Genomic DNA, 12,669 nt, shown 5'->3' with positions numbered 1-12,669 from the left:
ACGGGGCACGGGGCGCGTCGGCGTGCCCGCCCGTGACGCCACCGTCCTGCCGGTGTAATGAGTGCCGGCAGGACGGAGTCCGATGCACGAGATGTCGATCGCCATGGCCGTCGTGGGCCAGGTGGAAGAAGCGGCGCGGGCCGCCGGGGCGGTCGCCGTCACCGCGGTCCGCCTCCAGGTCGGAGAACTGGCGGGCGTGGTCCCCGACGCACTCGCCTTCTGCTTCGAACTGGCCTGTGCCGGAACCGTACTCGAAGGCGCCCGGCTCACCGCCGAGACGGTGGCCGCCCGCGCCCGCTGCGGCTCCTGCGACGTGGAGTGGCACGTCGGCGTGCCGCCCGCACTGTGCTGCCCCGCCTGCGGCGGCGCGTCGGACGTCGAGCTGCTGTCGGGCCGCGAGCTGCAGATCGCCGACGTGCACTGGGAAGACGGTCCGGCCCGCGTGCCCGTCCGCGAACCGATCCCCGAGGAGGCCTGAACCATGTGCCGAGTGGTCGATCTACGGCAGGCGGTGCTCGCCAAGAACGACGAGGCGGCGCACACCCTGCGCACCGAACTCGCCGCCCGCGGCACCGTGGTCGTCAACCTGCTGTCCAGCCCGGGCAGCGGCAAGACCGCGCTGCTGGAGCGCGAACTCCTGCTCGCCCGTGAGCGCGGGGTGCCGGTCGCCGCGCTGACGGCCGACCTCGCCACCGAGAACGACGCGGTGCGGCTGGCGCGTTCGGGCGTACCGGTCAAGCAGGTCCTCACCGACGGGCTGTGTCACCTGGAGGCCGGGATGCTCGGCCGCCACCTGGACGGCTGGCTGCCCGGGGACACCCGGCTGCTGTTCGTGGAGAACGTCGGGAACCTCGTGTGCCCGGCCTCCTACGACCTGGGAGAGGCCCTGCGCGTGGTGCTCGCCTCGGTCACGGAGGGCGAGGACAAGCCGTTGAAGTACCCGACCGCCTTCGGCCTCGCCCACCTCGTCGTGGTGACCAAGACCGACATCGCGGAAGCCGTCGAGTTCGACGAGGCGGCCTTCCTGGCCAACGTCCAGCAGGTCAACCCGGGCGTGGAAGTGGTGTTCACCTCGGCCCGCCGCGGCGCGGGCGCGGGCGCGCTGCTCGACCGGGCCCTGGCGGTCGCCGGGGGAGCGGCCCCGCACGCGCCGGTGATGGCACAGCGGCAGCGGGCCGAGGCGCACGACCACGGGGACGGGCACGACCACGACCACCGCGGGCCGGACCACGACCACGGCGACGGGCACGACCACGGTGACGGCCGTGACCACGGCCGTCACGACGAGGACGGGCACGGTCACCCGCACACCCCCGCCCACGAAGCGGGCCACGGCCCGGCGCCGTCCGAGCCCGCCGCGCTCCGGCCCGCGGCCCCGTCCACCGCGGTGCCGACCCGCTGATGGAGGCGGTGCAGCGGCGCCGGGTCACCGTCACGGGGGTGGTGCAGGGCGTCGGGTTCCGGCCGTACGTGTACACCCGCGCGACCGGCCTCGGCCTCGCCGGCCACGTCACCAACACCCCCGAGGGTGTGGTCGCGGAGGTCGAGGGCGCCGCCGCGGCCGTGAGGCGGTTCTGTGACCGGCTCGCCGCGGAGGCGCCCCCGCTGGCCGTGGTGGACCGCGTCGACCACTGCGAGGTCCCCGCCTCCGGCGGCGCGGGGTTCACCATCGTCGCCTCCCGGACCGGCGGCCCCGCCCGTACGCTCGTCTCCCCGGACGTGGCCACCTGCGCCGACTGCCTCGCCGAACTGGCGGACCCGGCCGACCGCCGCCACCGCCACCCCTTCATCACCTGCACGCACTGCGGGCCCCGCTTCACCATCGTCACCGGGCTGCCGTACGACCGCGCCCACACCACCATGGCCCGTTTCCTGATGTGCCCCGACTGCGCCCGCGAGTACGCCGACCCGGCCGACCGCCGGTTCCACGCCCAGCCCGTCGCCTGCCCGGCCTGCGGGCCGCGGCTGCGGCTCCTCGCCGGGCACCCGCCCCGCGAGGTGCCCGCCGCCGACCCGGTCACCGAGGCCCGCCGCCTCCTGGCCGCCGGGGCGGTCCTCGCCGTCAAGGGGCTCGGCGGCTACCACCTCGCCTGCGACGCCGCGCACGCCGGAGCCGTGGCCGAGCTGCGCCGCCGCAAGGCCCGGGGCGACAAGCCGTTCGCCCTGATGGCCCGCGACCCCGCCGACGTCGAAGAGCTCGTCCACCTCGGTCCGGTGGAGCGCGAACTGCTCACCGGGTCGGTACGGCCCATCGTGCTGTTGCGCCGCCGGGCCCGCTCCGCCGGAGCCCTGCCAGAGGAGGTCGCGCCGCGCTGCCCCGACCTCGGCGTGATGCTCCCGTACACCCCGCTGCACCACCTGCTCCTCGGCCTGCCCGGCGATCCGCCCGGCCCCCGCCTGTTGGTCATGACCAGCGGGAACCTCTCCGGCGAGCCCATCGTCACCGACGACGGCGAGGCCCTGGACCGGCTCGCCGGCCTCGCCGACGCCTGGCTCACCCACGACCGGCCGATCCACGTGCCCTGTGACGACTCCGTGGTGCGCGTCTGCGACGGCGAGCCGCTGACCCTGCGGCGTTCGCGCGGGTACGCCCCGCTGCCGGTCGCGCTTCCGGTCCCGGTGCCCGCGGCCCTCGCCGCCGGGGGAGACCTGAAGAACACCTTCTGCCTCGGTGAAGGCCGCCGGGCATGGCTGTCCGCCCACATCGGCGACATGGGCGACCTCGCGACCCAGTACGCCTTCGAACGCGCCGGGCACCGCCTGGAGTCCATCACCGGCGTCACCCCCGGGCTCCTCGCCGCCGACCGCCACCCCGGCTACCGCTCCGGCCGGTGGGCCGAGGGCGCCGCGGCGGGCCGGCCGCTGGTCCGCGTCCAGCACCACCACGCCCACGTCGCCTCCGCGATGGCCGAACACGGTCTGGACGGCACCCGGCGCGTCATCGGCGTCGCCTTCGACGGCACCGGCTACGGCGACGACGGCGCCGTCTGGGGCGGCGAGTTCCTCCTTGCCGACTACGCCGGGTACACCCGCTTCGCCCACCTCGCGTACGTGCCCCTGCCGGGCGGAGACGCCGCGGTGCACCGGCCGTACCGGATGGCCCTGTCCCACCTGCGGGCCGCAGGCCTCGCCTGGAGCGCCGACCTGCCGTGTACGGCAGCCTGTCCGCCCGACGAACTGCGCGTCCTGGAAGTCCAGTTGGCCCGCAACCTGAACTGTGTTCCCACCTCCAGCATGGGTCGCCTCTTCGACGCCGTCTCGGCCCTGGCGGGCGTCTGCCAGGTCGCCGGGTACGAGGCCCAGGCCGCGATCGAGCTGGAGTCCGCCGCCCTCGGCGCACCCGCCCCCGGAGTACCCGCTCCGGACTCCGGCCCGGCGCTCGGTGCGGGGTCCGGTCCCGCCACCGGGTACGCCTTCGCCCTCCGCCCGCCCGTGGGCGGAGCCGCCGGACCGCTCACCGCGGACCCGGCACCCGTCCTGGCCGCCGTGGTGGCCGACGTCCGCGCGGGCCTTGCCCGTTCCGTGATCGCGGCCCGCTTCCACGCCGGCGTCGCCGCCCTCGTCGTCACCCTCTGCGGCCTCGCCCGCGCGGCCCACGGCCCGGACACCGTGGCTCTGACCGGAGGGGTCTTCGCCAACACCCTGCTCTCCTCCGCCTGCGCCCGCGCCCTGCGCGCCGACGGCTTCACCGTCCTGCGCCACAACCGGATCCCCCCGGGCGACGGGGGGCTGTCCCTCGGCCAGCTCATGGTGGCGGCCCACGCCACGGATCACCACCCACAGCAAGGAGAACCCCATGTGCCTGGCGGTACCCGGCAGAGTGCTTGACATCGGGGAGAAGGACGGGACCCGGATGGCCACCGTCGACTTCGGCGGCGTCCAGAAGGAAGTGTGCCTGGAGTACCTGCCCGACCTCCAGGTCGGCGAGTACGCCATCGTCCACGTCGGGTTCGCCCTGCAGCGCCTCGACGAGGAGTCGGCCAAGCAGACGCTCGAACTCTTCGCCCAGCTCGGCATGTTGCAGGAGGAGTTCGGCGACCCGTGGGAGCAGGCCGCGCAAGCCGGCGGCGGTGACTGGCCCTTCGGCGACACCCCGGCCGGCCGGCCCGCCGGAGGCACCCCGCAGGAGGAGGTCCGCAAGTGAAGTACATCGACGAGTTCCAGGACCCCGAGCTCGCCCGCCGGCTGCTCGACGACATCCACGCCACGGTGACCCGGCCCTGGGCCCTGATGGAGGTCTGCGGCGGCCAGACCCACACCATCATCCGGCACGGGATCGACCAACTCCTGCCCGAACAGGTCGAGTTGATTCACGGGCCCGGCTGCCCGGTGTGCGTCACCCCGCTGGAGGTCATCGACAAGGCGCTGGAGATCGCCTCCCGCCCGAACGTGATCTTCTGCTCCTTCGGCGACATGCTGCGCGTCCCCGGCACCGGCCGCGACCTCTTCCAGGTGCGCAGCGAAGGCGGCGACGTACGCGTCGTGTACTCCCCGCTCGACGCCCTGAAGATCGCCCAGCAGAACCCGCAGCGCGAGGTGGTCTTCTTCGGCATCGGCTTCGAGACCACGGCCCCGCCGAACGCCATGACCGTCCACCAGGCGAAGAAGCTGGGCATCCGCAACTTCAGCCTGCTGGTCTCGCACGTCAGGGTGCCGCCCGCGATCGAGGCGATCATGCGGTCGCCGAGCTGCCGGGTCCAGGGCTTCCTGGCCGCCGGGCACGTGTGCAGCGTGATGGGAACGGGGGAGTACCCCGCCCTGGCGGAGCGCCACCGGGTCCCGATCGTGGTGACGGGCTTCGAACCGCTGGACATCCTGGAAGGCGTACGGCGGGCCGTGCACCAGCTGGAGCGCGGCGAGCACACCGTCGACAACGCCTACGCGCGGGCCGTCCGCCCCGAGGGGAACCCGGCCGCCCTCGCCATGCTGGAGGACGTCTTCGAGGTCACCGACCGTGCCTGGCGCGGCATCGGTGTCATCCCCGACAGCGGGTGGCGGCTCTCCGAGCGCTACCGGGAGTACGACGCCGAGCAGCGCTTCTCGGTGACGGGCATCAAGACCCTGGAGCCGGCCGAGTGCCGCAGCGGCGAAGTCCTCCAGGGGCTGCTCAAGCCGCACGAGTGCGAGGCCTTCGGGACCCTGTGCACCCCGCGCAACCCGCTCGGCGCCACCATGGTCTCCAGCGAGGGCGCGTGCGCCGCGTACTACCTGTACCGCCGCCTGGACCTGACCCCGGCCCCGCAGGCCGCGACCGCCGCACCGCTGGAGGCGAGCCCCGTTGCCTGACACCGCACTCGACATCACCGGCTGGACCTGTCCGGCACCCCTGCGGGACCGCCCGCGCGTCGTCATGGGCCACGGCGGCGGCGGCGCGCTCTCCGCGGAGCTCGTCGAACACCTCTTCGCCCCTGCCTTCGGCGGCGAGGTGCTGTCCCGGCTGGGCGACTCCGCGGCCGTCACCCTCGGCGGCGCCCGCCTGGCCTTCTCCACCGACTCCTACGTGGTGCGGCCGCTGTTCTTCCCCGGCGGCAGCATCGGTGACCTCGCGGTCAACGGGACGGTCAACGACCTCGCCATGAGCGGCGCCCGGGCCGCCTACCTGTCCTGCGGGTTCATCCTGGAGGAGGGCGTCGAGATCTCCGTCGTGGCACGGGTGGCCGAGGCACTGGGCGCCGCGGCCCGCGCCGCGGGCGTGGAGGTGGCGACCGGTGACACCAAGGTGGTGGAGGCGGGCCACGGCGACGGCATCTACGTCAACACCTCGGGGATCGGGCTCATCCCCGAGGGGGTGGACCTGCGCCCGCAGCGGGTGGTGCCGGGCGACGTCGTCATCGTCAGCGGCGAGATCGGCCTGCACGGCGTGGCCATCATGAGCGTGCGCGAGGGGCTGGAGTTCGGCGTCGACGTCGAGAGCGACTGCGCCGCGCTCGGCGGCCTGGTGCAGGCCATGCTCGCCGTGACCCCGGACCTGCACGTGCTGCGCGACCCCACCCGGGGCGGGCTCGCGGCCTCCCTCAACGAGATCGCGGCCGCGTCCGGCGCGGGCGTCGTCATCCAGGAGGGACGGATCCCGGTGCCGCCCGCCGTGGCGAACGCCTGCGCCATCCTCGGTCTCGACCCGCTGTACGTGGCCAACGAGGGCAAGCTCGTCGCCTTCGTCCCGCGCGAGCACGCCGACGCCGTGCTCGACGCCATGCAGGCCCATCCGCTGGGCCGCCACGCACGGGTCATCGGCGAGGCGGTCGAGGCCCACCCCGGCCTCGTCGTCGCCCGCACGGGCCTCGGCGGGACCCGCGTGGTCGATCTCCCGATCGGCGAGCAGCTGCCGCGCATCTGCTGACGTACGGGAGCGCCCCCCGTGCCGTGTCCCGGGTTCCGGGCAGGCGCGAGGGGCGCGGACGGTCCTACGCTGGTCTTCTGGAGGAGGTGCACCATGGTGGAGCACGACGGCGGTCCCTCGGCACGGAACCTGGAGGAGGGCCGGCTCCTGAAGGAGCTGGAGGCCATCCACCGCACGCGCCACGAGACCCTGCTGCACGGGTCCGAGGACGCGCTGGTCACCCATACGCAGCGGATGAACGAGCTGGAGCACGAATACGTGCGCCGCCATCCGCAGCGCGCCCAGACCGCGGGCCGCACCCGCTCGGGCGCCAGGGCCCGCCACTCCGGCGAGTAGCCCGGCCGGCCGTACCGGACCGGTTCAGTCCTCGGTGGTGTAGCGCACCCGCGCCCACAGGGGCAGGACGAACCAGCACAGCAGGTACCAGGCCAGGACCCCGGAGACGATCCAGGGCACGATCGCGTTGTGCGTGGCCACGCGCAGGATCAGCAGCAGGGCGAACGTCAGCGTCGCCAGCAGCAGCACGATCCCGACGAAGGTCAGCCGGGACGCCCAGGCGACGGCCTCGGGCTTGATCCGGCGCCCCGAGACGATGCGGTGGAAGGCGACCGGTCCTATGAGGGCGCCCGTGGCCATCGATCCGAGGATCACCGTGATGATGTAGAGCGTCTTGTCCGTCTGGTCGAGCCCCTGGAAGTGCGGGGTGAAGACGACGGTCAGCAGGAAGCCGAACAGGATCTGCACGCCCGTCTGGGCGACGCGTATCTCCTGGACCAGCTCCTGCCACTGGCGGTCCGCGCGTTCCACCGCCGTCTCGTTCCGGCCGTCGCCCGGAACCTCGTCGACCGTGTCCGCATCCGCGTCCACGCCGGCGTCTCTGTGCTGGTGCCTCATGTGTGCTTCCTCCCCGAGTGTGCTTCGGCGTCTACCCGGACACCGTCCCGGCATGCGGGGCGCGGACCAGGAGGTTCCGCCGATCCGTCACCGGCCCGTGTGCGGGAGCAGGGCGTCGAAGGCGGCGGGCAGGCGGCTCCAGGCGTCGCGCCCGGCGGCGTACTCGGCCCCGGTCAACAGGCAGGATTCGAGGAGCCGGGTCAGGCCGTCGCGGTCGAGGCCCGGGGAGGTGAAGACCAGGTGCTGGCAGCGGTCGCCGTGCTCGGGTTCCCAGGACAGGGCGGCCGCGGCCCTGCGGACCGGGGGCACCAGCTCCCACGCGGCGTCGGGGAGCGCGGCCAGCCACGGCCCGGTCTCCTCGACGCAGAGCGCACCGCCCGCGCAGTCCCAGGCCAGCAGGGTGTCGGGGCGGTCGGCGAGCCAGAAGCGGCCGCGGCTGCGGGTGGCCGCGCGGGCGAGGTCCTCCAGCGCCGCACGGAGCCGCCCGGGGTGGAAGGGACGCCGCCGCCGCCACACGAGGGTCGCGACCCCGGCCGTGTCCGCCTCCTGGGGCAGGAGCGCGGAGGCCGGGTGCTGGGCGGCGGCCGCGGCCGCGGTGTCGAAGCCCGCGAACGCCAGCCGCGCCAGCGCGCCCGACCCGAGTTCTGCCCGGCGGGCGGTCGGGTGGAGCTGTTCCAGCAGGGCCCGGTCCTCCTCCCCGGCCGGCGTGTCGCCCGCCACCGCGAGGACGGGGGCGTACTCCAGCTGCCGGGCCCAGGTGTCCGCGACGGTGCGCCGGTCGGTGGCCGCCGCGGCGAGGCCCGCGTCCGCCAGGTCGTCGCCGTTGGCGAGGTACGCCAGCACCAGCCCCGGGTCGACGGCGGTGACCACGTTGGAGAGTTCCAGCTCCGCGCATCCGTGGGCGGAGATGACCTCGGCCATCGCCCGGGGCTCGACGGAGTCCCACAGCTCCACCACGGCGAGCCGGTGGCCGCCGCCGGCGGCGAGGCGCCGCAGCGCGGGGAGGAGGTCCTCGCGCAGCGCACAGCACGCGCAGTCGTCGACCAGGCCGGTCTCGCCGCAGTCCAGCGGCCCGGAGCCGTCGCGCACCATGCGCCGTACGGTGCCGCGGGCCGCCGAGGACAGGTCGTGGTGGAGGGCGACGCTGCCGGGCACGTCGGCGAGGAGCTCCTGGACGGCGGCCCGGCGGACGTCGGCGTGCAGCCCGCCCACGATGACGACGGGGAGGGTCACGGCCTGCCCCCGTACCGGCGCTGGAAGCGGTCGACCCGTCCGGCGGTGTCCAGGACGCGGGCGGTGCCGGTGTAGAAGGGGTGGCTCCGCGAGGAGATCTCCACGTCGACGACGGGGTAGGTGGCGCCGTCCTCCCACTCGACGGTCCGGCCGTCGCCGGTGGCGGTGGAACGGGTGAGGAAGGCGAAACCGGCGGCCTTGTCGCGGAAGACGACGGGGCCGTAGGGGGGGTGGATGCCGGGCTTCACGGCGGGGGTCCTTTCGTTCGTTCCGGGAGCGGGGGAGGAGTCAGCGTTCTTCGCGGAAGTCGACGTGCCGGCGGACCACCGGGTCGTACTTGCGCAGGACGACGCGGTCGGGGTCGTTCCGGCGGTTCTTGCGGGTGACGTAGGTGTAGCCGGTGCCGGCCGTGGAGCGGAGCTTGACGAGCGGGCGTACTTCGTTGCGTGCCATGCCGGCAGTATATGGAAACGACTGTCATTTTCAATAGCCGTTCGCCGTGGGGCGGGTTGCTGTGGACGGGTACTGCATCGGACTTGCCTCATGTGAGACATATTTGTATCGTTCGAGGCGAAGGAGGCTCATCATGGTGCAGGAAGAGGAACTGCTGGACGGCGCCGCGCGCGTCCTGGCCGGCGACCACAGTGCGTCGATGGTCCAGATCGCCGCGGGCATCGGAACCAGCCGCGCCACGCTCAGCCGCCGCTACGCGACCCGCGAGGCCCTGCTGAAGGCCGTCGCCGACCGGGCGATCCGCGTGGTCGACGGCTGCCTCGGCCCGGTCGACCTGCCGGACACCGCCGACGGCGCCGCCTTCGACACCGCCCTGGAGGAACTGGTCGTCGCGCTGCTCCCGGCCGCCCACCTCTACGGCTTCACCACGCGCGACGCCACCGTCCTCGCCGATCCCGAGTTCCGGGCCGGCGTGGACCGGCAGGACCGGCGGGCCCTCGCCTTCCTCGCCCTCGGCCAGCGGCTGGGCCGGCTGCGCGGCGACCTGCCGCCCTACTGGATCTGGTACTCGCTGTGGGGACTGCTCGACGCGGCCGCCGAGGGCGTGCGCGACGGGCACCTCGCCCCCCGCGAGATCGGCCGCCTGGTCCTGACGTCCTTCCTCGGCGGGACACGGCCCGCGGCGCCGCCCCCGGCCCCCTGAACCGCCCCGCCCCACCCCCCGTGCACGACCCAGAACGGAATCCCATGCACACCCCTTCGCAGGACCCCCGCCGGTGGATCGTCCTGGCGATCCTCTCCGGCAGTCTCCTGCTCATCTCCATGGACACCACGATCCTCAACGTGGCCTTCCCCTCCCTCGTCGGAGACCTCCAGCCGGGCGCCGTCCAGCAGCTGTGGATCATCGACGTCTACGCGCTCGCCCTGTCCGGCCTGCTCGTCACCGCCGGCGCGCTCGGTGACCGCTGGGGACGCAAGCGGCTCCTCATGGCGGGCTTCGGCATCTTCGCCGTCGCCTCCCTGATCGCCGTGTTCTCCACCGAGGCCTGGCACGTGATCGCCGCCCGCGCCCTCCTCGGCGTCGGCGGAGCCGCGATCATGCCGTCCACCCTGTCGATCCTGCGCAGCGTGTTCACCGACGCCAAGGAGCGCGCCTTCGCCCTCGCCGTCTGGGCGGCCGTCTTCGGCGGCGGCATGGCCTTCGGCCCGGTCGTCGGCGGCCTGCTCGTCCAGGACCACGGCTGGCACTCCGCGTTCCTGCTCAACCTCCCCGTCACCGCGGTCATCGTCGCGGCCGGCCTGCGCTACCTCCCCGAGTCCCGCTCCCCGCGCGCCACCGGCGCGTGGGACTGGTGGGGCGTCGGACAGTCCGTCGTCGGCATGCTCGCCCTCGCCGGCGGCATCAAGCAGCTCGGCAAGAGCGGCGTCGCCGACCCGCTGCCCTGGGCGTTGCTGGTCCTGGCCACCGTGGCCCTGACCGTCTTCGTGCGCCGCCAGCTGCGCCTGGACAACCCCCTGCTGCAGGTGCGGCTGTTCGCCAAGCCCGCGTTCAGCGTCGCCGCCACCGCCATCTTCCTGCCCATGGTCGGCATGGGCGCGATCCTCTTCCTGGTCACCCAGTGGTTCCAGTACGGCCAGGGATACACCCCGCTGGAGGCGGGGCTCCGCCTCCTGCCGGCGCCGCTCGCCCTCATCTGCGCCTCCATGGTGGCGCCGGGCCTGATGCAGCGCTTCGCGATCCGCCACGTGCTCGGCGCGGGCCTCGTCGTCCTCGCGGCCGGAATGGCGCTGCCCTGGACCTTCCAGCAGTTCACCGACCTCGGCTACCCGGCCTTCGCCGCCGCCCTCACGATCATGGGTCTGGGCGCGGGCCTCGCCACCACGGTGGCCTCGGTCACGCTGATCTCGGCCGCCCCCGCGGACGAGGTCTCCAGCGCCGCCGCCATCGAGGAGACCTGCTACGAACTCGGTTCGGCGATGGGCGTCGCCATCCTGGGCTCCACGGCCGCCGCTCTGTACCGCGGCAACCTCCCCGCCCTGGACCTGGACGCTCCCAGCACCGCCGCCGTGCGCGACTCCGTCGGCGAGGCAGCCCACACCGCCGAACGGCTCGGTGGCGCCGTCGGCCAGGCGCTGCTGGACACCGCCTCGCACGCCTACACCCTGGCGATCACCCCGGCGTTCCTGATGGCGGGAGTCCTCGCGGTCGCCGCGGCGGCCACCACCTGGTCCCTCATTCCCCGGGACCTCCGGCCCACCGAGAACCACTGACGGGAGCGGGGCCGAACGCGGGCGCGGCGGGCGCCGGGCCGAGCGTGGTGGTACCGGGCGCCGACCGGTGCCCGAGCCCGGTGCGGTAGACGTCCAGCGCCGCCTCGACCCGGCCGGCCCGCCGCAGCAGGTCGCCCAGCAGCCGGCACAGGTCGGCGAGGTCCCCGCTGGCGCCGCTGCGCTCCAGCAGCGCCAGCGCCCGTACGTAGTGCTCCTCGGCGGCCTCGGCCTCCCCGCGCTCCTCGGCCATCAGGCCGAGGAGCCGGTGCGCTCCGCCCGCGTGGACGGCGCCGTGGCTGTCGCCCAGGTCCAGCAGGGCCGAGAGCAGTCCGGCGGCCTCCCCGTGCCGGCCCAGCCGGCGCAGCACGTCCGCCAGCTCCACCTCCACCTGCGCCGTGTACAGCGCGGCGCGACGGGCGGACAGCATGTCCCTGGCGGTGCGCAACTCCCGCTCGGCCGAGGCGAGGTCCCCGTTCTGCGCCTGTACGTAGCCGCGCATCCAGTGGCAGTGCGCCAGGTCCGTCCGCAGCCGCAGCTGCCCGTAGATCTCCTGCGCCTTGGCCAGCGACGCGTCCGCGTCGGCCACCCGCCCCTCGGCGAGGAACGTGCGCGCCACCTGCCGGTGCATCCCCGCAACCAGGGCCGGATCCTCCACGCGCGGGGCCAGCGCGAGGGCCAGCTCGGCGGCGTGTGCGGCGCGGGCGTGGGCGCCCATGTCGATGTACGGCCCGATGACCGCGGCGTACAGCAGGACCAGCGCCTCGGGGTCGCCCAGCCCGCTGGTGCCCAGCTCGTCGATCGCGGACTCCAGCAGGTAGCACGCGTAGCGCAGCTCCCCGGCCAGCAGGTGCGCGACGGCGCGGCCGCGGACCGCACGGGCCCGGCGGGGGAGCGGCTCCCCGGCGAGCAGCCGCTCCGCCGCCTCGAAGCGGGCCGCCGCGGCGGGCAGTTCGCCCGCCTCCAGGGCGCAGTCCCCGAGCCCGAGCTGGGCCTCCGCCTGCTCGGGCAGCAGCCCCAGCCGCTCCGCCTCGGCGAGCAGGCCGCGGTAGCGGTCGGCGGCGGCGCCGGCCTCGCCGTCGGCGAGGGTCTGCTGCGCGTCGGTCAGGGCGAGCCGCAGTTCGGTGGCCAGGTGGGCGGGCCGGCCGGTGGTGAGCTCCTCGTACGAGGTGCCGAGGCGCCCGGCGAGGAAGCGCAGGGCGGTCTCGGAGGGGCGGACCCTGCCCGACTCCAAGGTGGAGATGTAGGCGGGTGTGTACGCGGGGTCCGCCAACTGCTTCTGGGTCAAGCCCTGTTCGGTGCGCATACGTTGAACCCTGCGTCCGATGCGGTCCGGTTCGTCCACGAAGTCCCCCTGGTTGCTCGAACTCCCCAGTATTCAGCGGGAGCGGGCCATTGCGCACCCTCCGCGCGCCACCTAGTTTAAGCAACTGGTTCAGCAGACTTAACTCGTTACTTAACTCCCCTTCCCCGGTGAGGAC

Annotated in this window: 14 protein-coding genes; 9 read left to right on the top strand and 5 right to left on the bottom strand. The window is 74.2% G+C overall.

Going from position 1 to position 12,669, the window contains the following annotated elements:
• The first annotated feature begins 82 nt into the window (after positions 1 to 82).
• From hypA to ACFWW8_RS09620, 7 genes are all read left to right on the top strand, one after another.
• Positions 83 to 478 carry a hydrogenase maturation nickel metallochaperone HypA gene (gene hypA / locus ACFWW8_RS09650; RefSeq protein WP_386525942.1) on the top strand — a complete coding sequence of 132 codons (396 nt, stop codon included), beginning with the start codon at positions 83 to 85 and terminating at the stop codon, positions 476 to 478.
• 3 nt (positions 479 to 481) lie between these two features.
• Positions 482 to 1,402 (top strand): hydrogenase nickel incorporation protein HypB, encoded by a 921-nt coding sequence (gene hypB / locus ACFWW8_RS09645; protein ID WP_386525940.1) that lies wholly within the window; start codon positions 482 to 484, stop codon positions 1,400 to 1,402.
• The gene (hypF, locus tag ACFWW8_RS09640; RefSeq protein WP_386525937.1) at positions 1,402 to 3,828 is read left to right on the top strand and encodes a carbamoyltransferase HypF; all 2,427 of its coding nucleotides are present in this window, start codon (positions 1,402 to 1,404) and stop codon (positions 3,826 to 3,828) included. Before hypB ends, hypF begins: the two co-directional genes overlap by 1 nt.
• Positions 3,797 to 4,144 carry a HypC/HybG/HupF family hydrogenase formation chaperone gene (locus tag ACFWW8_RS09635; protein WP_386525934.1) on the top strand — a complete coding sequence of 116 codons (348 nt, stop codon included), beginning with the start codon at positions 3,797 to 3,799 and terminating at the stop codon, positions 4,142 to 4,144. The genes hypF and ACFWW8_RS09635 overlap by 32 nt, the downstream gene beginning before the upstream one ends.
• On the top strand, positions 4,141 to 5,286 hold the full coding sequence (hypD, locus tag ACFWW8_RS09630) for a hydrogenase formation protein HypD (protein WP_386525932.1): 1,146 nt from the start codon (positions 4,141 to 4,143) through the stop codon (positions 5,284 to 5,286). The genes ACFWW8_RS09635 and hypD overlap by 4 nt, the downstream gene beginning before the upstream one ends.
• Positions 5,279 to 6,340 carry a hydrogenase expression/formation protein HypE gene (hypE, locus tag ACFWW8_RS09625; protein WP_386525929.1) on the top strand — a complete coding sequence of 354 codons (1,062 nt, stop codon included), beginning with the start codon at positions 5,279 to 5,281 and terminating at the stop codon, positions 6,338 to 6,340. Before hypD ends, hypE begins: the two co-directional genes overlap by 8 nt.
• A gap of 93 nt (positions 6,341 to 6,433) precedes the next feature.
• Positions 6,434 to 6,676: a DUF6158 family protein gene (locus ACFWW8_RS09620; protein WP_386525927.1), complete on the top strand. Its 243-nt coding sequence runs from the start codon at positions 6,434 to 6,436 to the stop codon at positions 6,674 to 6,676.
• Between the two features lie 24 nt (positions 6,677 to 6,700).
• On the opposite strand, the gene ACFWW8_RS09615 is transcribed toward ACFWW8_RS09620, so the two are convergent.
• From ACFWW8_RS09615 to rpmG, 4 genes are all read right to left on the bottom strand, one after another.
• Entirely contained in the window at positions 6,701 to 7,234 is a 534-nt protein-coding gene (locus tag ACFWW8_RS09615; protein WP_386525925.1) for a DUF6328 family protein, read from the bottom strand.
• An 87-nt stretch (positions 7,235 to 7,321) separates the two neighbouring features.
• Complete coding sequence (locus tag ACFWW8_RS09610; RefSeq protein ID WP_386525923.1) at positions 7,322 to 8,467, bottom strand: CobW family GTP-binding protein; 1,146 nt, start codon at positions 8,465 to 8,467, stop codon at positions 7,322 to 7,324.
• The gene (locus ACFWW8_RS09605; RefSeq protein WP_386525920.1) at positions 8,464 to 8,715 is read right to left on the bottom strand and encodes a type B 50S ribosomal protein L31; all 252 of its coding nucleotides are present in this window, start codon (positions 8,713 to 8,715) and stop codon (positions 8,464 to 8,466) included. Before ACFWW8_RS09605 ends, ACFWW8_RS09610 begins: the two co-directional genes overlap by 4 nt.
• Positions 8,716 to 8,755: 40 nt before the next feature.
• On the bottom strand, positions 8,756 to 8,920 hold the full coding sequence (gene rpmG, locus ACFWW8_RS09600; protein WP_386525917.1) for a 50S ribosomal protein L33: 165 nt from the start codon (positions 8,918 to 8,920) through the stop codon (positions 8,756 to 8,758).
• 133 nt (positions 8,921 to 9,053) lie between these two features.
• Here rpmG and ACFWW8_RS09595 point away from each other — a divergent pair, with 133 nt between their 5' ends.
• Positions 9,054 to 9,623, top strand: coding sequence for a TetR/AcrR family transcriptional regulator (locus ACFWW8_RS09595; RefSeq protein ID WP_386525914.1), 570 nt, complete (start codon positions 9,054 to 9,056; stop codon positions 9,621 to 9,623).
• Between the two features lie 44 nt (positions 9,624 to 9,667).
• Positions 9,668 to 11,191, top strand: coding sequence for an MFS transporter (locus ACFWW8_RS09590; RefSeq protein WP_386525912.1), 1,524 nt, complete (start codon positions 9,668 to 9,670; stop codon positions 11,189 to 11,191).
• On the opposite strand, the gene ACFWW8_RS09585 is transcribed toward ACFWW8_RS09590, so the two are convergent.
• Positions 11,154 to 12,533, bottom strand: a complete 1,380-nt coding sequence (locus ACFWW8_RS09585) for a tetratricopeptide repeat protein (protein WP_386525909.1) — start codon at positions 12,531 to 12,533, stop codon at positions 11,154 to 11,156. The genes ACFWW8_RS09590 and ACFWW8_RS09585 overlap by 38 nt on opposite strands.
• Positions 12,534 to 12,669: the final 136 nt, after the last annotated feature.

The sequence above is a fragment of the Streptomyces sp. NPDC058701 genome (assembly GCF_042715295.1).
Lineage (GTDB): Bacteria > Actinomycetota > Actinomycetes > Streptomycetales > Streptomycetaceae > Streptomyces.
The sequence above is the reverse complement of the archived record's forward strand: the minus strand, read 5'-3'. Positions and strand labels throughout refer to the sequence as shown.